The 21,568-nt window shown below is 39.3% G+C and carries 14 protein-coding genes and 2 tRNA genes; 6 read left to right on the top strand and 10 right to left on the bottom strand.

Annotated elements, in window-relative coordinates; genetic code table 11:
* The 3 genes from RMB03_RS21015 to RMB03_RS21005 all read right to left on the bottom strand — a co-directional run.
* Positions 1-775: integrase arm-type DNA-binding domain-containing protein (locus tag RMB03_RS21015; RefSeq protein ID WP_311077468.1), on the bottom strand; the 775-nt coding region annotated here is incomplete at its 3' end.
* 170 nt (positions 776-945) lie between these two features.
* A tRNA-Ser gene (locus RMB03_RS21010) sits at positions 946-1,035 on the bottom strand.
* A gap of 86 nt (positions 1,036-1,121) precedes the next feature.
* Positions 1,122-3,152: an NADPH-dependent 2,4-dienoyl-CoA reductase gene (locus RMB03_RS21005; RefSeq protein ID WP_311077467.1), complete on the bottom strand. Its 2,031-nt coding sequence runs from the start codon at positions 3,150-3,152 to the stop codon at positions 1,122-1,124.
* A 446-nt stretch (positions 3,153-3,598) separates the two neighbouring features.
* Between RMB03_RS21005 and argG the strand changes: the two genes are divergently transcribed.
* Positions 3,599-4,957: an argininosuccinate synthase gene (gene argG, locus RMB03_RS21000; RefSeq protein WP_080026529.1), complete on the top strand. Its 1,359-nt coding sequence runs from the start codon at positions 3,599-3,601 to the stop codon at positions 4,955-4,957.
* A gap of 62 nt (positions 4,958-5,019) precedes the next feature.
* Here the strand turns inward: argG and RMB03_RS20995 are convergent, their stop codons facing one another.
* Positions 5,020-6,282: a diguanylate cyclase gene (locus tag RMB03_RS20995; protein WP_311077466.1), complete on the bottom strand. Its 1,263-nt coding sequence runs from the start codon at positions 6,280-6,282 to the stop codon at positions 5,020-5,022.
* Between the two features lie 149 nt (positions 6,283-6,431).
* On the opposite strand from RMB03_RS20995, the gene pyrC reads away from it, so the two are divergent.
* The 5 genes from pyrC (at position 6,432) to RMB03_RS20970 (ending at position 11,409) form a co-directional block, all read left to right on the top strand.
* Positions 6,432-7,466 carry a dihydroorotase gene (pyrC, locus tag RMB03_RS20990; RefSeq protein ID WP_003652801.1) on the top strand — a complete coding sequence of 345 codons (1,035 nt, stop codon included), beginning with the start codon at positions 6,432-6,434 and terminating at the stop codon, positions 7,464-7,466.
* Positions 7,451-8,113 (top strand): ribonuclease T, encoded by a 663-nt coding sequence (gene rnt / locus RMB03_RS20985; RefSeq protein ID WP_004641888.1) that lies wholly within the window; start codon positions 7,451-7,453, stop codon positions 8,111-8,113. Before pyrC ends, rnt begins: the two co-directional genes overlap by 16 nt.
* 18 nt (positions 8,114-8,131) lie before the next feature.
* Positions 8,132-8,207: transfer RNA gene (locus RMB03_RS20980), tRNA-Glu, on the top strand.
* Positions 8,208-8,392: 185 nt separating this feature from the next.
* Complete coding sequence (locus RMB03_RS20975) at positions 8,393-10,510, top strand: TonB-dependent receptor (RefSeq protein WP_311077465.1); 2,118 nt, start codon at positions 8,393-8,395, stop codon at positions 10,508-10,510.
* A 215-nt stretch (positions 10,511-10,725) separates the two neighbouring features.
* Positions 10,726-11,409 carry a glutathione binding-like protein gene (locus RMB03_RS20970; RefSeq protein ID WP_311077464.1) on the top strand — a complete coding sequence of 228 codons (684 nt, stop codon included), beginning with the start codon at positions 10,726-10,728 and terminating at the stop codon, positions 11,407-11,409.
* A 5-nt stretch (positions 11,410-11,414) separates the two neighbouring features.
* On the opposite strand, the gene RMB03_RS20965 is transcribed toward RMB03_RS20970, so the two are convergent.
* From RMB03_RS20965 to RMB03_RS20940, 6 genes are all read right to left on the bottom strand, one after another.
* Positions 11,415-12,659 (bottom strand): NADH:flavin oxidoreductase/NADH oxidase family protein, encoded by a 1,245-nt coding sequence (locus RMB03_RS20965; RefSeq protein ID WP_311077463.1) that lies wholly within the window; start codon positions 12,657-12,659, stop codon positions 11,415-11,417.
* A 184-nt stretch (positions 12,660-12,843) separates the two neighbouring features.
* Entirely contained in the window at positions 12,844-14,439 is a 1,596-nt protein-coding gene (locus tag RMB03_RS20960) for an ABC transporter ATP-binding protein (RefSeq protein ID WP_409070631.1), read from the bottom strand.
* On the bottom strand, positions 14,414-15,424 hold the full coding sequence (locus tag RMB03_RS20955) for an ABC transporter permease (RefSeq protein WP_311077462.1): 1,011 nt from the start codon (positions 15,422-15,424) through the stop codon (positions 14,414-14,416). The genes RMB03_RS20960 and RMB03_RS20955 overlap by 26 nt, the downstream gene beginning before the upstream one ends.
* Positions 15,424-16,476 carry an ABC transporter permease subunit gene (locus RMB03_RS20950; RefSeq protein WP_311077461.1) on the bottom strand — a complete coding sequence of 351 codons (1,053 nt, stop codon included), beginning with the start codon at positions 16,474-16,476 and terminating at the stop codon, positions 15,424-15,426. The genes RMB03_RS20955 and RMB03_RS20950 overlap by 1 nt, the downstream gene beginning before the upstream one ends.
* Positions 16,477-16,507: 31 nt before the next feature.
* Positions 16,508-18,343, bottom strand: coding sequence for an extracellular solute-binding protein (locus RMB03_RS20945; RefSeq protein WP_311077460.1), 1,836 nt, complete (start codon positions 18,341-18,343; stop codon positions 16,508-16,510).
* Positions 18,344-18,358: 15 nt separating this feature from the next.
* Positions 18,359-21,568 (bottom strand): LysM peptidoglycan-binding domain-containing protein, encoded by a 3,210-nt coding sequence (locus tag RMB03_RS20940; protein ID WP_311077459.1) that lies wholly within the window; start codon positions 21,566-21,568, stop codon positions 18,359-18,361.

Below are 21,568 nucleotides of genomic sequence, written 5' to 3'. Positions count from 1 at the left end.
TGCGGATTTCTCCTGGTCGTTGGAAGGTTAATACTGAAAGCTTTAACGCGACCTGAGTAGTGATTAAGCATCGTGCATGTAATTTTGAATAGTTCCAAATTTTATTCAGCATTGGAGCTAGATCTTGCTCTTCTGTCACTGCAGCAAAATTCCCACCTTGTGGATTCGGCAACTCAATATCTTCTATTGGATTATATTGGATAAGTTTCTTTTTTCGGGCTGATTTAAAGATTTGATTCAAATCTGACTTTAAACGTTTAGCAACAGATAATGCTTCACGATCAATAATACGCTGGAAAACTTTTGCCTCTAATACCTCTACAGTGAGTTGAGGAAAACTCATATCACCAATGTAAGGATAAGCATCATGATTTAAACGACGAATAGTCTCTTCATCTTGTTTGCCTTCTAATTCTCGTTTTTTAAGCCACTCAGCACTAACTACACGAAACGTATGCTCCGCTTCTTTCTGTTTTTGATTTTTAGTTTCTAATCGCACTGTTGCAGGGTCGATACCCTGCTTAATTAGTTTCTTATATTCATCACGAACTAAACGAGCTTCTTCCAAAGTAACTTCAGGATACGTCCCTAAAGACAAATCATTGCGTTTACCAATATAAGGGCGGGTATAATTAAATATCCAGTATTTGCTACCGCTAGAATCAATACGTAAGTAAAGATTACCCCCATCAGGAAGCTTATACATTTTATCAGGATTAGCTTTTGCTTTTTTAACCTGTAAAGCGGTCAGTTTATTGATTCCACGTGAAGTCATAACGCTATAAACAAAAAAAATGCAGCAAGAGATTATCTTACTGCATTTTTTACTACTTTATAACCGCTCATTGACGTACTGTGTCATAGCTTGCTATATCGTTTGTTTCTGACTTTAACCTTATAAGTCAATAACTTATACAGCGTTAAACAGTGTCAGAAACTTCAATGTGGCGGAAGCGGTGAGATTCGAACTCACGGAGGACTCACACCCTCGTCGGTTTTCAAGACCGGTGCATTAAACCGCTCTGCCACGCTTCCATGTGCGTAAGAATACAAAGCTTATTCATTTTATTCAAGAAAAATATCATCGCTTTGTGTTCAAGTGCGTATTGTTTCATCAAATATTACAATCGAGCAGCCAATTCTGCTCCTTCTTTGATCGCACGCTTCGCATCTAGCTCCGCTGCGAGCTTTGCACCACCAATAATGTAGTAGTTCGCTATAGTCGACTCACCTTCTTTTGGCATCAAGTCTTTTACCGACTCTTGACCTGCACACACCACAATCGTATCGACACGTAAAAGCTGGTCTTGACCATTGTGCTCAATCCAAAGCCCTTCATCAGTGACTGCTTTATATTGCACACCACGGAGCATACGCACGCCATGCTTTTTAAGCTGTGCGCGATGTACCCAACCTGAAGTCTTGCCAAGCCCAATACCGAGTGGTGTTGTTTTACGTTGCAGTAAGTAAATCTGGCGAACGGGAAGTTCAACTACTGGTGGTTGCATACCACCTTCAGAAATATAGTTTGGATCTGGGTCTACGCCCCATTCACGTTGCCACTCGGCTAAAGGTTGAGGCTGGGGTTGATGTGGCGGTTTAAGTAAAAACTCTGACACATCAAAACCAATACCACCTGCACCAATCACTGCAACTTTTTGCCCAACTTCTGCACCTTTTAAAACCTGAGCATAAGAAAGAACTTGTGGTGCATTACTTCCTTCAATTTTTAATGCGCGAGGGATTACGCCTGTTGCAACAATCACTTCATCAAAACCTTCACGTTCAAGTTGCTCACGGTTCACGCGAGTATTTAAACGTACATCCACCCCAGTTTTTTCGAGTTGGACTTTAAAGTAGCGAATCGTTTCGTGAAACTCTTCTTTACCCGGCACCACCTTAGCAAAGTTGAACTGACCACCCACATCTGAAGTCGCTTCAAATAAAGTGACCGCATGACCACGGCTTGCCGCAACGGTTGCTGCTGACATACCAGCAACCCCGCCACCAACAACAGCAATACGTTTAGGCTGCTTGGTTTTTAAATAAACCAGTTCAGTTTCATGACCTGCACGTGGGTTCACTAAACAAGACACGCGCTTATTTTTAAAAGCATGGTCTAAACATGCTTGGTTACAAGCAATACAGGTATTAATTTCATCAACGCGGTTAGTCGCTGTTTTGTTTACCCAAAAAGCATCGGCCAATAATGGGCGTGCCATTTGAACCATATCTGCTTTGCCAGTTGCCAAAATTTCTTCGGCAGTTTCAGGCATGTTAATGCGGTTTGAAGCAATAATCGGAATAGAAATATGTTGTTTTACATGTGCTGTATAATCGACAAAAGCAGCACGAGGTACAGACGTTACAATGGTTGGTACACGTGCTTCATGCCAGCCGATGCCCGTATTTAATAACGTTACGCCTGCCTTTTCTAAAGCTTTGGCAACAATCACGACTTCTTGCATGGTGTTACCGTCATGAACTAAATCGAGTAAAGACAAGCGGAAACAAATAATAAATTTCTCGCCGACTTTGGCACGAATCGCTTTAACAATCTCGACCGGAAAACGCATACGGTTTTCAATGCCACCGCCCCAGCGGTCAGTACGGTGGTTCACGTGACTACTTAAAAACTGGTTAATTAAATAACCTTCCGAGCCCATAATTTCGACACCGTCATAGCCTGCTTTTTTGGCAATGTCAGCGCACTGAGCATAATCTTCAATTGTGCTGAGAATATTTTTTTCAGAAAGCTGGCGTGGTTTAAACGGCGAAATTGGAGATTTAATGGCTGTTGAAGACACAACAAATGGTTGGTAACCATATCTGCCCGCATGCAAGATTTGCATTAAGATTTTAGAGCCATGTTTATGAACAGCATGCGTTACCAGACGGTGCTGAGGAACATCAAATAGACTGTTCATGGTTCCGCCAGCAGGTGCTAACCACCCTTGACGGTTCGGTGAAATACCGCCTGTCACAATCAGGCCAACCCCACCTTTGGCACGCTCTTCAAAATAAGCAGCCAGTTTTGGGTAATTATAGAAACGGTCTTCTAAGCCCGTATGCATGGATCCCATCACCACACGGTTTTTAATAGTGGTAAAGCCTAAATGTAATGGTTTTAATAGATTGGCGTAACTTGTCATGCTGCGTCCCAATAGTTTTTTTGCAACTTGTTGCATAGTACTTTAATACTTTTTTTCCGCTTTTGGATGACCCAGTAAAGAAATTTATTGGAGCTTATGGTCAATCCATCAAAACCAATCGTATTACTTTTATTTAATAACACTAATGAAATCTGGTTCTTTCTCCAATTTATATAATAAAAACTGCATAATCACGCCAAGAATGATGACACTTCATATTCATCCTATTTTCTTTTAAGTCATTAAAAGTCTTTTCTTATTTGAACAACAATACTTCATTCACCTCTTCTTATTCTATAAATGAACTTATATTTTTTAAGAAATTAAAACTTCAAATCAGAACAAGTGAATTAATGCTTTTTTTGCCAAAAAAAGCACCATGAATAGTGCTACAATAGCCGCCATTCAGAATTCTCGAGACCACCTATACGGGGTCTTTTTTATAAATGTTAGGATTAGCAATGACTGATAATGCAACTATCTTGCAGCATGTACCAGTAGGCAAAAAAGTTGGGATTGCCTTCTCCGGAGGCCTAGACACTTCAGCTGCTCTATTGTGGATGAAACAAAAAGGCGCAGAGCCTTATGCATACACTGCAAACTTAGGCCAGCCTGATGAAGATGACTACGATGCAATTCCAAAGAAAGCAGAACAATACGGCGCTGTAAAAGCTCGCTTAATTGACTGCCGCTTACAACTTGCGCTCGAAGGTATTGCTGCAATTCAGTGTGGTGCATTCCATATCAGTACAGGTGGTGTTCCTTATTTCAATACGACTCCATTAGGTCGTGCAGTAACAGGTACAATGTTAGTTACTGCAATGAAAGAAGATGACGTAAACATCTGGGGTGACGGTTCAACTTATAAAGGCAACGATATTGAACGTTTCTATCGTTATGGTTTGTTGACCAACCCGAATCTTAAAATTTACAAGCCTTGGTTAGATCAAAACTTCATCGATGAACTCGGTGGCCGTGCTGAAATGTCACAGTTCCTGATCGACAACGGTTTTGACTATAAAATGTCAAAAGAAAAAGCGTATTCAACTGACTCAAACATGTTGGGTGCAACTCACGAAGCAAAAGATCTTGAATACTTAAATGCTGGTATCAAAATCGTTGACCCAATTATGGGCGTTGCTTTCTGGAAAGATGAAGTTGAAATCAAACCAGAAGAAGTGACTGTACGCTTTGAAGAAGGTGTGCCTGTTGCGTTAAATGGTCAAACTTTTAACAATCCAGTTGAACTTATTCTTGAAGCAAACCGTATTGGCGGTCGTCATGGTTTAGGTATGTCTGACCAAATCGAAAACCGTATTATCGAAGCGAAATCTCGCGGTATTTATGAAGCACCGGGTATGGCCCTTCTTCATATTGCTTACGAGCGTTTAGTTACTGGTATTCATAACGAAGATACCATCGAACAATACCGCATTAACGGTTTACGTTTAGGTCGTTTACTTTACCAAGGTCGTTGGTTCGACTCTCAAGCGCTTATGTTGCGTGAAACTGCACAGCGTTGGGTTGCTAAAGCTGTTACCGGTGAAGTTACTCTTGAACTTCGTCGTGGTAATGACTACACCATCATGAACACTGAATCTCCAAACTTAACGTACGAAGCTGAACGTTTAACAATGGAAAAAGGCGATTCAATGTTCTCGCCTATGGACCGTATTGGTCAGTTGACTATGCGTAACCTCGACATTACCGATACACGTGCAAAACTTGGTATCTATACAGATGCTGGTTTACTTTCAATCGGTCAAGGTTCTGCTATTCCTCAATTAGACAGTAAGAAAAAATAATTATCTTATAGCGTCAAAAAAGGCCACCTATTAAGGTGGCCTTTTTATTTTTTAAAATTCATTCAGGCAATTTCGGCGACTTGTAAAGGTTGATAATAAATCTGGTTACGTCCAAGTTGCTTAGCCCGATATAAAGCTTGATCGGCAGCATGAATTAAATTTTCCTGAGTTACTCTTAAGCCTTCTGTGTAAACAGTAAAACCTAGACTAATCGTCACATGCTTAGAAACTAATGATGCAGCATGAGGAATCGCTTGACGTTCTATAGCTTTATAAATATTGGCTGCCACCGCATATGCACCTTGAGCCGGTGTTTTTGGTAAAAGAACCACAAATTCCTCTCCGCCATAACGGGCAACAAAATCAACATGACGAATCGAATTTTTAATTGCAGAGGCAATAGACGAGATGACCTTGTCTCCCATCTGGTGTCCATAACAATCGTTATAGTTTTTAAAAAAATCGATATCAATAAATAAAACTGCTAATGGACGTTGTTCTTGCTTTGCCCGATAGTAAAAAAAGTCAAACATCTCATCGAAAGTACGTCGATTAGAAATTTTAGTGAGCGCATCTTGCTGACTCAAATGAAGCAACTCAGATGCCTCAATACGTAAAATCTGTTCGTTAAGCTCAGCAAGCTCATTATTTAAAAAAAGGCTTCTTTCTCTAGACGTGAGCATCGTACTAATTGAAAAACCCAAAATACAGCTACCAAACAGCGCCCTTCCCAAAGCGATATAGTCACAATTTGCTTGCAATAAAATCAATAGAGAAAAAACACAAATTGCTGCGATCAGACCGACATAAAGCATATGCAAAGGCTTTATACCGCTCAAGATAAAGCCGAGCATATATAGAAAAGAAAGTAGTAACATCGACTGATTTTTAAGAGCGATATTTCCTACACTAAGAAGCAACATTGCATTGACAATAATGGTAAAAAAAACAATTCCGCATGCAGCAATATAAAAATATTCAGAGAGTTTCTTAAACTTTGCAAATACCCAAAATAACAGTAGCGCACCTGCAATATTAATTGCACTTAATATGCAGTAAATAAAATCCCAAGTTATGTAAGGTACACCTATCACCAAATAGTCTGTAGGTAGCGCTAGCAAAATAAAAATAAGATAGGTTAGAACACCACTTGCTAAAAATTTTGAGATATTTTGTTTTGTTCGCTCAAGATTTAAGCACCAGAATTTTTTTTCTAATTGATGAGGCAAAGGTGTATTGGCATAACGATGGGTATGTAAAGTTACCAGATATTCTATTTCTTCTTTTGCCTTGAGTAATTCATGTACATTTCCCCTATTTACCACTACCCGTTTCCTGCCTCTTACACATTAACAAAATATAACATTATTTTTTAACGCCTCTTGCGCTTTATTTTGCCATTTGTCCGTAATTCTCGTTACCATTTTCACACTTTATCGATTATCATTTGTTTTATTTCGAAGTTTGAACTGCCTTGGACTCTATTACCCTGCTCCAGCCAGATGACTGGCATGCACATTTACGTGATGGTTTAGCATTAAAACGTACCGTACCTGATTTGGCTAAACAGTTTGCTCGTGCGATCTGTATGCCAAACCTTGTTCCGCCAGTAAAAACTGTGGAAGAAGCATTAGCTTACCGTGAACGTATTCTTGCTCATGTTCCAGAGGGCCTGAATTTTGACCCGCGTATGGTGCTTTATTTTACTGACTTCACCTCACCAGACGAAGTTCGTAAAATTAAAGAATCTGGACATGTAAATGCAATTAAACTTTACCCAGCTGGCGCGACCACCAACTCTGATAACGGTGTAAGTGACATTCGTAAGGTTTATGCAGTTATTGAGCAATTAGAAGAGCATCAAGTTCCGTTATTACTTCATGGTGAAGTAACTCATAACCACGTCGATATTTTTGACCGTGAAAAACGTTTCCTTGATGAAGTACTCAACCCGCTTTTAAAACAGTTTCCAAAACTTAAAGTGGTGCTTGAGCACATCACCACAAGCGATGCGGCTCATTTTGTTTTAGAGCATGACCGTAATGTTGCTGCAACAATCACGCCTCAGCATTTATTATTTAACCGTAATGACATGTTGGTTGGTGGTATTAAACCGCATTTCTATTGTTTACCAATCTTAAAGCGCCAAACACACCAAACAACTTTGCTTGAAGTTGCAACGAGTGGTAATCCTAAATTTTTCTTAGGTACAGACAGTGCACCCCACTCGCAAGATGCAAAAGAAAATGCGTGTGGCTGTGCGGGCTGTTATAGTGCACCAAATGCAATTGAACTTTATGCTCAAGCATTTGACCAAGTAGGCAAATTAGAACGCCTAGAAGGCTTTGCAAGCCATTTTGGCGCAGACTTTTACGGTCTACCACGTAATACTTCTACTATTACCTTGGTAAAAGAAGATAATCTTGTACCAGAATCTTTTGATTATTTAGATGATCAAAAAATTATCCCGCTGCATGCCGGGAAAACGCTGCAATGGAGAAAAGTGTGACACAAGAAACCTCTGTCCCGGTCATTGGCCAACGTTTTCGTGGCTTCTTACCTGTTGTTGTTGACGTTGAAACGGCAGGTTTTAATGCCCAGACAGATGCATTGCTAGAAATTGCGTGCATTCCAATTGTGTATGATGCTCAGGGACAATTTGTCCCTGGTCCAGCATTTCATGCACACATTAACCCGTTCGAAGGGGCTAACCTCGACCGCCGTTCGCTAGACTTTATTGGTATTGATCCATTCAATCCAATGCGTATGGCAATGGCTGAAGATGAACGGACTGCATTACGCCGTATTTTTAAATCAGTCAATGACGTTCGTAAACAACAACATTGTACCCATGCAGTGTTGGTTGGTCATAACGCCCATTTTGATCTTGGCTTTGTTCAAGCAGCGATTGCACGTACAAGCACAAAAAACCAGAATCCATTTCATAGTTTTTCAGTGATGGATACGGTTACTTTAAGTGCTGTTATGTTTGGGCAAACTGTCCTTGCCAAAGCCTGTATTCAAGCTGGAATTGAGTTCGATGGTAAAGAAGCACACTCTGCTTTATACGATACTCAGAAAACTGCTGAACTGTTTTGCTATATTTTGAACAAACTGTCTCCTTACCTACTTGACAGTTTGGTGGCGGCTTCTTAAGATACCGCCATCCTCAACGTCCCTATCGTCTAGAGGCCTAGGACATCGCCCTTTCACGGCGGTAACCGGGGTTCGAATCCCCGTAGGGACGCCATTATTCTATTCTTATAAAATTTCTTTTTATTTTCTTAACATTCTATTTGTTTTTTTTAACCTCTCTTATTTCAAAATAAAATACATTTGTATTTAAATATCACTAATCCAGTATTTCTTTTACATAGATTTACAATATAATAATTCTTATTTTTATACTGATATTTATTATCAAATAGGTTTTAAATGGATCTTAAGCTTCGCCTCCTCTCCCTGAGCATTGCTCAAATCTGCTGTTTATCACCTGCTTTTGCAGAAACAGATCATTCTTCAACTACTCTTGCGACGATTAAAATTAAAGCCCAACAAGCATCTGACCAAACTTATAAAATCGATAGCTCTAGTAGCGCAACACGTAGTGAAATCGCATTAAAGGATACACCGCAATCGGTCAGTGTTGTGACCCAAAAAGTAATTGAAGATATCGGGGCGACACGCTTAATTGAAGCTCTTGATTTAGCAGGTGGCGTTGGACGAGCGAATAACTTTGGTGGTCAAGGCTTAACTGGTTTTAACCTTCGTGGTTTCACCAGTGGTGAATTTTATCGTAACGGATTTCCAATTAACCGTGGTTATCCAAATGCACCAGATAGCAACACCATTGAACGTATAGACGTTTTACGTGGCCCCTCTTCTAGCTTATATGGCCGTGGTGATCCAGGCGGTACGTTTAACTTAATTTCTAAAACACCGAAGTCTGAGCAACAAACCACTTTAGGTGCTCAGCTTAACAGTGAAGGTTTATATCGCACCACTGTAGACACCACAGGCACCATTCCAAATGCAGAAAATATCGGTTATCGCCTAAATGTGATTGCAGAAGGCGGCGATAGTTATCGTGACCATGTCGAATCTAAACGATACGGAATTGCACCAGTCATTCAATGGCAAGCTTCTGACGCCACTAAAGTCACTTTTGAGGCCGATATTTTACGTAACCAGCATCCACTTGATCGTGGTCAAACACGCTATGTTGGTCAGAAGTCTTTTAATAGTTCACCAGAAACTTATTTGTGGGAAACAGGTAAATATAACAACCGAATCTACAATGATAACAACATGACTCAATTACGAGTCGAACATGACCTTGGAAATGACTGGAAGCTCAATGCGGGCGTGCAATATTTAAATGGCAAATTGCATGGCTATGCAGTAGAAGGAAATCAGGTTAATGAAAAAGATATAGAAAAAATTGACAGAAATTACAACTATCGCGAATTAAAATGGCAAGACACTGATGCACAAATTAACCTAACAGGTAATTTCCAACTTTTAGGTTTAGCACATACATTAGTGACTGGGCTTGAATATGAAAACTACGATTACAAGTCATATATTATTCGTTCAGATCCTAAGTTAAATAACTACCCAATCAATATTAATGATCCTGTTTTAGGTCAGCCTCTACCCGAGCTTAAAAAGGTTGCGACCCATGACCGTGAAAATTTAAAAACAACTGCTCTTTTTGTACAAGATCAAATTGATTTAAATGAGCGTTTAAGTGCTTTATTGGGTTTACGCTTTGAACACTATGAGCATGACTATAAAAACCTATTACCGAATACTACAAATTGGAATACCAGTCATGATGCCTTTATTCCTCGTTTAGGGTTAGTTTTTAAAGCCCGTGATGATCTTTCAATCTACAGTAATGCTGCAAAATCATTTAAACCAAACACGGGCGCTAATCGCAATGGAGAAGGTTTTGACCCTGAAGAAGGCATCGCTTACGAGTTAGGTTTTAAATGGCAAGCGCTAGACAATATGTTGTCGGTTGACTCTGCTATCTTTTATGCAGAAAAAGAAAATGTATTAACTATCGATCCTATTGATTCAGCCTATAAGGTTTCTGCTGGTGAAGTTCGTAGTCGTGGTATTGAGCTAAATATTGCAGGTCAGATTACGCCTGCTTGGAAAATTATTGGTGGATACGCATATACAGATGCTGAAGTGACTAAAGACAACACTTTGCAAAAAGGAACCGCTTTAGCCAATATTCCAAAGAATAGTTTTAACCTTTTAAATATTTATGAATTTCAGGGTGGAGCTTTACAAGGTTTAGGTCTAGGGTTTAATCAAAAATATATTGATAAGCGCGCAGGACAAACAGCCAATAGTACTTATACTATGAAAGGTTATGCAGTTACTGATTTGGTTTCTTATTATCAAGCAACACCAAAACTTCGTCTTAACTTAGACTTGAAGAATATTTTTGATAAAGTTTATGATGAAAGTGCCTTTAATTTATATGCTTATCCGGGCGAACCACGTACCGTTCAGTTTGGTATGAGCTATACGTTCTAACTTGAAAATATAAAAAATCCTTTCACGGCGATAACCCAAGTTCTAATCCCATAAGGATTTCAAACTCTAAAAAACCACTGCATTTTTAATGCAGTGGTTTTTTATTGATTTTCTCTCATAAAAATATAATCTTTTGATTTATAAATACTTTATTATACTTAAGTTATCTTCTGTCCTATACTAAGAGTAGATCAAAACTATAATTTGAACATGACATGCAAATTCGATTATTTCATCTACAAAATTCACGCTCTCAACGCATTATTTGGTTTTTAGAAGAATTAGGACTCAATTATGAGCTCATTATTCAATACCATTCAGATGTAGACGAAAATAAAAACTCAGCCCACCAATTATCAAAATTTCCTACTATCGAAATCATTGAACAAGGAGAAATTTCAATCTTAGCTGAAACCTCAGCTATCTTAGATTACTTATCTCATTTACATCCCCAATTGGGACAGAACAATTTATTAAGCCAACAGCTCCAAAATTTTTATTATTGGAAAAATTATTGTGAGGCGACATTCATTCCCGATTTGGTACTCAAACAAATCTTTCACCAAATTGTACAACGTACACCTTTTCCAATCCGTTTCATTCCTAAACTTTTAAAATATGGATTTGATCAAGGCTATCTAAATCAATCATTACAACGACAAATGAGCATGATTGATAAACATTTAGAGCATCACTTATGGTTTGCTGGAGATCAGTTTACTATTGCTGATATTTTGATGTGGTTTCCATTACTGGCTTGCTCACAAAATTACAGCCAGTTTAAACATATACAGCGTTATCTTGCCCAAATAGAAAACAGACCTGCCTTTAAGAATGCTTTAATTAAAGGCCAATGGTCTGCTTCTACATTTAACGCTTACTGGACTATTGCATGGTAATTAATTTACGCAGATTTACGTGAATTCACGCGACCTTTTACCACAGCTTTAATATTGCCTTTGGCATAATTAAAAAAGACGACGAGTGGTGAAAGTTTTGGATTTGGCTTTTTGCCTTTACCAATTGTCTTAAATTGAGCGGCATACCAAATAATTTCCATGATTGCCATTTTGTCGACAAAAGGTAGGCCTGTTTTAATTGGTTTTACTGCATAGCGCACGTCCTGCCCTGCAATTAAACGATCTGTTAAATCAGTCTCAACTGCAAGCGGACGCGCAATACCAATAAAATCACAAGCCCCACTTGCGAGTGCAGCATTCATCCCTTCTACAGTACGGAATCCACCTGTCACCATGAGTTTACATTTAACGTGTTGGCGGATCTTTTCAGCAAAATCTAAAAAGTATGCTTCACGAGCAATCGTACTTGTCTTGCGCTTGTCAGCTTTAGCCCCTGCCATTGCAGGTGCTTCATAGGTGCCGCCTGAAATCTCAATCAAATCAATGCCAGCTTCATCTATCGCTTTAAATACTGAAATCACATCTTCTTCAGTAATTCCACCACGTTGGAAATCGGCAGAGTTCAGTTTGACTGAAATGATAAAATTCTCGGAAGTTGCTTCGCGAACAGCCTTATAAACTTCTAATAAAAAGCGTGTACGGTTTTCAACTGAACCACCCCACTGGTCGGTACGCTTATTCGTTAAAGGCGATAAGAACTGGCTAATCAAATATCCATGCGCACCGTGTAATTGCACCCCTTCAAAACCTGCTTTTTCACAAATACGTGCAGCGGTTGCAAATCGATTAATGATATCTAGAATTTCATCATGAGTCAGTTCACGTGGCGTTCCAAACATAGCCGCTAAAGCTGGGCTAAATGGTACTGCTGACGGTGCGACAGTCTCTTTATTTAATCCTTTTGGACACTGACGCCCTGGATGGGACAATTGAATCAACTGCACCATCCCATATTTTTTACCTAATGCTGCCCACTCTTTTAAGCGCTCTAAATCCCGTTCGGTTTCAATAACAACAACACCGGGTTCATTTTTTGCGCCCACATTGACCATGACGTTGCCTGTGATTGCACAGCCAAGCCCACCTTTTGCCCACGCCCCATATAAGCCTAAATGCAAGTCATTTGGTTGACCTTCATAATTTGCAAGCGCCTCACTCATTGCACCTTTAATAATTCGGTTTTTGAATGTGGTATTGCGAATTGTGATGGGTTGAGCAATCTGGTTCATGGTTAACCTCTTTTTGGTTTTAGAGCAATTGCTCTAATTTAGACGAGTTATAGGGCATGTCAAGTCATAATCGATAACTGACAATAGCATATGTCAATTTTAAAGAATATAAAAATATGCAACTTTTTGCATAAAATACAAAAACAAACTATTCCATTTAAAAACAATTGTTTAATAATTTATTTTAAAAGTTTGCTTTAATTAATTGTCTTGTATATTCAGTTTTAGGCTTAGAAAACAACAGTTCGGTTTTCTGATATTCAACAACTTGTGCACGGCGCAATACCATGACTTTATGGCACAACGATTTGACTATATTTAGATCATGGCTAATAAAGATATAGCTCAAATGTTCAGTTCTCTGTAATTGTCGTAAAAGCTTAATGATGGCTTTTTGTGTAGTTCGGTCTAATGCAGAAGTCGGTTCATCCAAAATTAAAAGTTTAGGCTGAACCACTAAAGCTCTTGCCAAAGCAACCCGTTGACGTTGTCCTCCAGAGAGTTCGTGTGGGTAACGATGTTGAAAATCTTCAGGCAGTTCAACCTTATTAAGAACAGATTTAACTTGTTCTTGAATCTGACTGTTCAATACTTCTTTTACTTTTAAACCTTCAGCAATAATCTGCCCCACCGTCATTCGAGGGTTCAAACTACCAAACGGATCTTGGAATACAAGTTGAAAATCAGATCTCGCCAAACGTAAAGCTTTGGGAGCCAACTGATTCAAATCTTGTCCTAAAAAATTAATCCGCCCTTCACTTTTAATGAGCCGTACTAAAGCCAGAGCCAAAGATGACTTTCCAGCACCACTTTCCCCAACGACCCCAAGTGATTCACCTTGAGCAAGATCAAAACTTAAACCTTCTATTGCAGTCACATAGCCTTGAACGCGATTGAAAATACCTTTTCTAATTGGAAATTGCACGCTGAGTTCTTGAACGGACAAAACATTCTTTTCTATTTCAAGAGATTCTGCATTTCCAAAATCATGTTCTAATAATTGCTGTGTATAAACGGTTTTAGGATTTTCAAAAATCTGGCTAAGCTCACCTTGCTCTACAACACGGCCACTTTGCAATACAACCAGTTCATCGGCATATTCACGTACCAAATTTAGGTCATGGCTAATTAAAATGAGTGCCATTCCATATTTTGATTGTAAAGATTTTAAGAGTTCTAAAATCTGAATCTGTAAAATCACATCAAGTGCTGTAGTCGGCTCATCAGCAATCAAAATTTTGGGTTGCAGTGCCAATGTCATGGCAATCATGACACGTTGTCGTTGACCGCCAGAAAGCTCATGTGGATAGCGTTTTAGAATCTGTTCTGGCTCACTAATTCCGACATCTGTGAGTAACTCAATGACTTGTTGTAGACCATCCTTTTTACTCAAACCTAATAAAACAAGGTTTTCACCCACAATCTTTTCAACCTGATGTAGTGGATTTAAAGCCGTGGCAGGTTCTTGAAAAATCATGGCAATTTGTCGACCACGCACATTGGATTGAGCTCTTTCATCTATCTCAAGCATATTTTGAGGGCCAATCCAAACGCGACCTGTTATTTCTAATTTTTCTTGTAGTAACCCCATGATTGCTAAACAGCTAAGTGATTTACCTGAGCCACTTTCCCCAACAATAGCCAGTGTTTCCCCTTCACTAAGCTGCAAATTAAGGTCTTCTAACAAAATCTTTTGATCTAGCGTTTGAATAGAAAGATGTTCTACCTTCAACAATGTAGGAGTAAATTTTGTATTATTTTCTTGGGTCAAAAGCATCACGAACAGCCTCCCCAATATAAATTAAAAGTGAAAGAACAATAGCCAGGCTAAAAAAACCTGAAATCGCTAGCCATGGTGCATCTAAATTATTTTTACCTTGGAGCAATAACTCCCCTAACGATGCTGCATCGGGTGGTAAGCCATAGCCTAAAAAATCAAGAGCAGTTAAGGCACTAATATTAGTTGTTAAAATAAATGGTAATTGGGACAAGCTCGAACTGATTGCATTCGGCAAAATATGCTTAAAAATAATAACGCGATCAGTCACTCCTAACACTTGAGCGGCACGAACATAATCAAGCTGGCGAGCTTTTAAAAATTCTGCCCTGACAATCCCCACTAAAACTGTCCAGCCAAAAAATAACATAATGAAAAATAGCCAATATACATTGGGTACAAACATGCTGACCAAAATCATGACCATAAATAACATGGGTAAGCCATTCCAGACTTCAACCAAACGTTGTCCCAATAAATCTACCCAACCGCCATAGTAACCTTGAATAGCACCCACAGTAATGCCAAACAAAGCAGAACAAAAGGTTAAGGCCAAACCAAAAAGTAAAGATACTCTTAAACCATAGAGAATACGGGCAAAAACATCTCTTCCCTGATCATCAGTTCCTAACCAATTCTGCTTGGAGGGTGGTGATGGTACAGGAACTGCTAAATCTAAATTGGGAGTTTGATATGAAAATTTAATAAGTGGCCAGACTGCCCATCCTTGAGCATTAATAAGTTCTTGCACAGCCGGATCTTTATAATCTGCTTCTGTTTCAAACACGCCGCCAAACGTCGTTTCTGGATATGTCTTAAACACAGGCAAATAGTAAGAATCCTCATACTTCACCAGTAAGGGCTTATCGTTAGCAATCAACTCCGCAGCTAATGAGAAAATCAAAATTAGACTAAATAAAATAAAGCCAGCCCAACCTAATTTATGTTGTCTAAAACGTTGTAATCGTGTCCGCACAATCAAAGACATTATTTGCCTCCTTGTGCGTCAAAGTGAACCCGAGGATCAATCCATTGGTACAGCACATCACAAATGAGACGTAAGATTAGACTAAATAAAGTAAAGAAAAATAGGGCACCAAAAATAACAGGATAGTCCCGCTGGACAATGGCTTCAAAGCCCAATAAGCCCACACCATCTAAATGAAAAATAATTTCTACAAAGAGATTACCCACAAAGAAAATACCCGCTAGCACTTCTGGCAACCCTGCGAGTACGACTAAAATAGCATTACGAAATACATGCTTATATAAGACTTGCTGGCTATTCAATCCTTTTGCATAAGCAGCTAAAACATAGGGTTTATTGAGTTCTTCTAAAAACGAATATTTGGTTAAATACGTTAAACTGGCAAAACCGCCTAATACCATCGTAATAAGTGGCAAAGTCATATGCCATAAATAGTCGGTAACTTTATCCCAAAGACTGAGTTGATGAAAATTATCTGACACAAGATTTTGTAATGGAAACCATTGAAAATAAGAGCCACCTGCAAAAAAAACCACAAGCAAAATAGCGAATACAAAACTTGGTACAGCATACCCCACCACAAGTACTAACGAAGTGGAGCGATCAAACCATGAACCTTGCTGTCTTGCCTTCTTAATACCAAGCGGAATAGAAATTAAATAAATCAGAAAAGTACTTACCAGCCCAAGCGAAATAGAAACCGGCATTTTGTCCCACAACAATTGCACGACTGGTTTATCTTTAAAAAAACTCTGTCCAAAATCTAAAGTTAAATAGCCTTTTAACATGAGGAAAAAGCGTTCAGGAGCAGAACGATCAAAGCCATACTGCGCCTTAATTTGTTCAACCATTTCAGCACTTAAACCTTGAGTACCTTGATAATAAGTCTCTGCACTTAATGCACGTCCAATTCCCAAATCACCTTCAGCTTGATGTATTGCTTGCTCAACTGGCCCACCCGGTGCAATTTGCACAACCACAAAGTTAATCAATAAAATGACAAACAATGTGGGAATCATTAAAAGAAGTCGCTTGAGAATATATGAACCCATATAACAGGATTTCCTTTATGGTAGGTGCTTTTTATTGTTGATGTAAATATTTAGCAACTTTTTTGGCTTTGTTTGCATCACTCCACCAATAATCTATTCCAGACGAAAGTGCTGGTTTAGTTTTAGGTTGTTGATACATATTCCAATAAGCATACCAGTTTTCACCTTTACCATAGGTCGGAATTTGATAATAACCAGCCCTCAGTAATCGATCGAGAATACGAGTATAAATAATCTGTTGGTCACGGCTCTTACTCGCAACAAGTTTTGAAATCACTTGATCAATTACGGGGTTGCGAATACCCGCATAATTGTAATTTCCATCCTGCGCTGCTGCGATGCTCCCCCAAAACTGAGTCTGTTCATTGCCCGGATTGAGAGATTGAGGCAGATTCATCGTAGTCATATCAAAGTCATAACGGCGGGTGCGCTCTAAATATTGCGGAGCGTCTACTTGACGTAAATTAACCTGAACACCGATTTTTTTAAGATTACGGACAAAGGGCATTAATGTTCGTTGTTTGCCATCTTGTTGAATTAAAAACTCAAGCTGAACTTTTTTACCTTCAGGCGTCAACAACTGTCCATCTTTAACTTTATAACCAGCCTGTATAAGCAGCTGCCGCGCAATTAATAAATTTTGACGGTTAAATCCACTCGCATCCGACACTGGGTATTTCCAGTTTGCTAAAACACCTTGCTGCATGAGTGGAGATAACTTAGGCAATAACGGCTTTAACAACTCTAATTCAGTTTTCGAAGGCTGACCCGTTGCAGCCAATTCGCTATTTTCAAAATAACTTTGTAGGCGTTGATATTGACCATAAAACAAAGCTTTATTCTGCCATTCAAAGTCATAGGCATAGGTTAAGGCTTGCCTAAAACGAATATCATTTAAGGGTTTTCGTCGTGTGTTAAAGACATAACTTTCAGTGGCGATGGGATTATGGTGACGGAACTTATATTGAGTAACTAACCCTGCTTTTACTGCCGGAAAACGATAATCGGTTACCCATTTTTTGGGGTTAGTTTCTTCATGCAAGGTGTATTGCCCAGATTTAAACCCTTCAAAAGCAATATCCCAATTTCGATAATAGACATATTTTAAACGATCAAAATTATAGCGCCCCTTATTAATAGGCAAATCTTTTGCCCAGTAATTCGGATTTCTTTTATAACTAATGCTTCTACCTGCATCAACTCGTTCAACCACATAAGGTCCCGAACCAACAATTGGTTGTAGAGTAATTCGGCTAAAATCTCTTTTTTGCCAATCTGTTTTTGAATAAATCGGCAAGGTTGCCAAAATGAAAGGCATTTTAGGATTATGTGTAGACTTAAAACTAAACTTTACTTGATGGGCATTTATTACTTCTGTTTTTGCCAAATCAGCAAGGTACATCTGCAAACCTAAATTGGACTTAGTCTGATATGCATCAAAGCTAAATTTAGCATCTGCCGCAGTGACTGGCTGTCCATTACTAAAACGCGCCTTAGGGTTTAAATAGAAAGTAACAGACTGCGTTTTTTCTGGATCATAAGTAACTTTCTCTGCCAAAAGAGGATATAAAACCCCGACCTCATCTAGCGATTGGGTCATTAAAGTATCAAAAAGATAATTAACGCCCTCTGTAGCATTCCCCTTACCATTCATACTATTGAGGTTATCAAAAGTTCCTTGAGCCGCCTGACTTAACAAGCCACCTTTAGGTGCATTAGGATTTGCATATGGCATAGCCATCATTCCTAAATATTTAGGCTTGGAATGAATCGCTATATATGAGGTAGTTTGCTGTGCAGAAAAAACAACATGAGAAACGACACTGAGCCCGACTAGCAGGCTCAGTTGAAAATATGATTTATGCATAAGTTACTAATTATTTTATAAATTAGGCACTTTAATGACATCGCCAATGCGAAGCTGAGTAGAAGGTGTCAAATTATTCAGCTCAGCCAAGAAATTGGTTTCTAAACCATATTTGCTTGCAAGGCCAATTAATGTATCGCCACGCTTCACTTTGTATTCCACAACAGTTTTTGGAATCACAATATTTTGACCGCGCTGTAAATTAGCACTCGCTTTTAATGCATTCATTTCAGCAAGTTCACGCACTGAAATACCCGCACGGCTCGCAATACTATTTAAAGACTCACCAGATTTAACAGTATATCTTTCAGTGTTTTTACCAGCCGCAACTGTTTTAGTTGACGACTTGGTATCAGCTTTAGCTGTTTCTACTGTAGGCACATCACCTGTTAGCTTTAAACGTTGCCCTACACGAACACTACTGTTACGTGAAAGACCATTCAATGCAGCAAGATAATCCAACTGTAAGTGGTAACGGTTAGCAATATTACCTAAGCTATCACCAGATTTAACTGTGTAGGTCTCAGGTGTTTCTTCTTTAGCATTTTTAGAAAGTTTACTTGGTGCTTCTTCAACTGTACCTGTGAGTTTTAAACGTTGACCCGCACGTAGTCCTGCCGTACGAGATATACCATTTAAGTCAGCCAAATAGCCTGTTTGTAAGTTATATTTACTAGCAATAGCATTTAGGCTATCCCCAGACTGTACAACGTATTGTTCTGGAACAGTATTAGTAGCAGGCACTTTTAAAGTTTGCCCAAGCTGTACATGACTACTCGCTTTTAAGTTATTTAATTCGGCTAATTCAGCTAAGCTAATTTTTGATTTAGTTGCAATACTCGATAAAGTATCACCACGCTGTACTTTATAGCCTTCTGTTTTATAAGAAACACTTAACGTCGCTTTCTCAGATTTACTAGCAGTCTTAGTTTCCGCAACTTCATCTACCGAAATATCTTGTGTAGGCACATTAATTTTTTGGCCTACCATCAAGTTACTGCCCGCAGTTAAACCTGGAGTTAATTCAGCAAGTTCCTGATTAGAGAGCGCATAACGATCTGCAATCAATTTAAGGTATTCACCGCGCTTCACAGTATAGCTTTTAGTTGCAATGCGTCGTGCATTTGCTTGAACTACTTTTGGTTCTACTTTAGCAGTTGAGCGGCTATTCTTCGGCTCTTTTAACTGTAGTTTTTGCCCAACAAACAAACCATCGGTCACTGATAAATCGTTATATTCAGCTAATTGCTTTACTGACAAATTAAACTGGTTAGCGACACCGCTTAAGCTATCATTGGCTTGAACCACATACACATCTGGTTTAGCCGTACTTTTCGAAGTACTTTGAGTTTCTTGTGGTCTAGCATCATAAAGATAAAGACTAGTTCCTACAAACAAAGTCTTTTCTGGATCAATCTGGTTCCACTTAGCAACATCACGCCAGTTCACACCATTCTTCATGGCAATAACTGCTAAAGTATCGCCTGGTTGAATTGTATAAGTACTACGCTTACCTTTAGGCTGTACAACTACGACATCAGTATCAGTTTTGATATAAGGCTTATCTTTATTACGTTGCCCATCTTCAGAGTTAGCTACAGTCGCATCTTCAGCTAAAGTTTTTGGATAAGCAAAACCTCTACTTACCTCTTTACCTTGTTGCTCTGCAACTGACTGGCTCGTCTGAATTGCGGTTAACCTAATTTTGCCATCATAAGGATCGACAATTTCAGTTCCTTGCGGCGCAATTGCTTTTAATTCAGCAACGACTTGATCTTTCTCGGCTTGAGTTGCTTGCGGTTGTAAAGCTTGATCTACAGTTTCTTTTGCGCCTTCAGCACGAACTGCAGCTAAAATCTTTTCACGTTCAGAAGCCGAAATTGGTGGCTCCATCTTAACAGGCTGCTTAATGTTAGCTGCATTCGTCACAGCTACAGGAATACGCGGAGCACTCGGTACATCTGCCGATGCGGCAAATGCAGCTAACGCATCTGAACCACGTGGTGTAGATTTTGAAGTCGTTGAACTATTCTTCACGGGTGAAGAAGGTTTAATCGGCTGAACTTGCGTTTTAGGAGTGGTTCTTGTTGTTACTGAAGTAGAAGGACTAACCGTAGGCGTAGATGGTGACGTTACATTTGCCCACCAACCTGAGCTACCACCCGATTTTGTTCCTCTTAATTTATTATCAATTGAAGGACTTAAATCTGCTGGAATCAAAATACGCATTGGACTTGCAGGGTCTACTGCTTCCCCACGATATCCTGGGTTTAATGCATAAAGTTCCGAACGGCTTAATCCTGCTACAGAAGCAATTTCATTTAAAGTTAAAGGTGCAGATAAAGTCACTTCACGGAAATGGGGTCTATTTGCAATTGGCGGTAGTTCTACACCATAAGCCTTTGGATTTTTAATAATTTGAGCAACAGCCAAGAAACGTGGAACATAGTTCATTGTTTCTTGAGGTAATTTTAATGACCAATAGTCAGTCGGTAAACCCGCAGCTTGGTTACGGTTAATCGCCTGTTGAATACGTCCCGGGCCAGCATTATAGGCCGCCAAAGCAAGTTCCCAAGAACCAAATTGATTATAGAGGCTTCCTAAAAATTCATAAGCTGCGCGAGTCGACTCAACCACATCGCGACGCCCATCATACATACCTGTTTGCTTTAAGCCATAAATACGACCAGTGCTTGGAATGAACTGCCATAGCCCTGCTGCTGCTGCACTACTTGTTGCAGCTGGGTCATAAGAACTTTCAATTACCGGTAATAATGCGAGTTCTGTCGGTAATCCACGGCGTTCTGCTTCTTTCACAGTATGGTACAAATAACGGCTGGCACGAGCACTTAAACGATCAAGGTAAGGCTGACGAGAAATAAACCAACTACGCTGAGCTTCAATACGGGAATCCCAGTGATTCAAGTCCATTTTGAAACCAACGGACATACGCTTCCAGACATCACCATGCTTCAAAATAAGCAGACGATCACCTTCTACAGCGCGCATATCGGTTGCTGAAAGTAAGTCTTCCAAAGAGTCAAGACTACTCGCATCTAGATAACCTGCACCACTCACCTGTTTCGATTTAGAGGTTTTTGCAGATTGCGGAGTCGATGAACAGCCTGTTGTAATACCCAACGCAGCTAAAGCAGAGCTAAGTACGGTAATTTTGAACAATGATGCCGCAGATGGCTGCCACACAAATGTGGTTGGTTTATACAT

The sequence above is a fragment of the Acinetobacter sp. V91_7 genome (genome assembly GCF_031799075.1).
Lineage (GTDB): Bacteria > Pseudomonadota > Gammaproteobacteria > Pseudomonadales > Moraxellaceae > Acinetobacter > Acinetobacter calcoaceticus.
The sequence above is the reverse complement of the archived record's forward strand: the minus strand, read 5'-3'. Positions and strand labels throughout refer to the sequence as shown.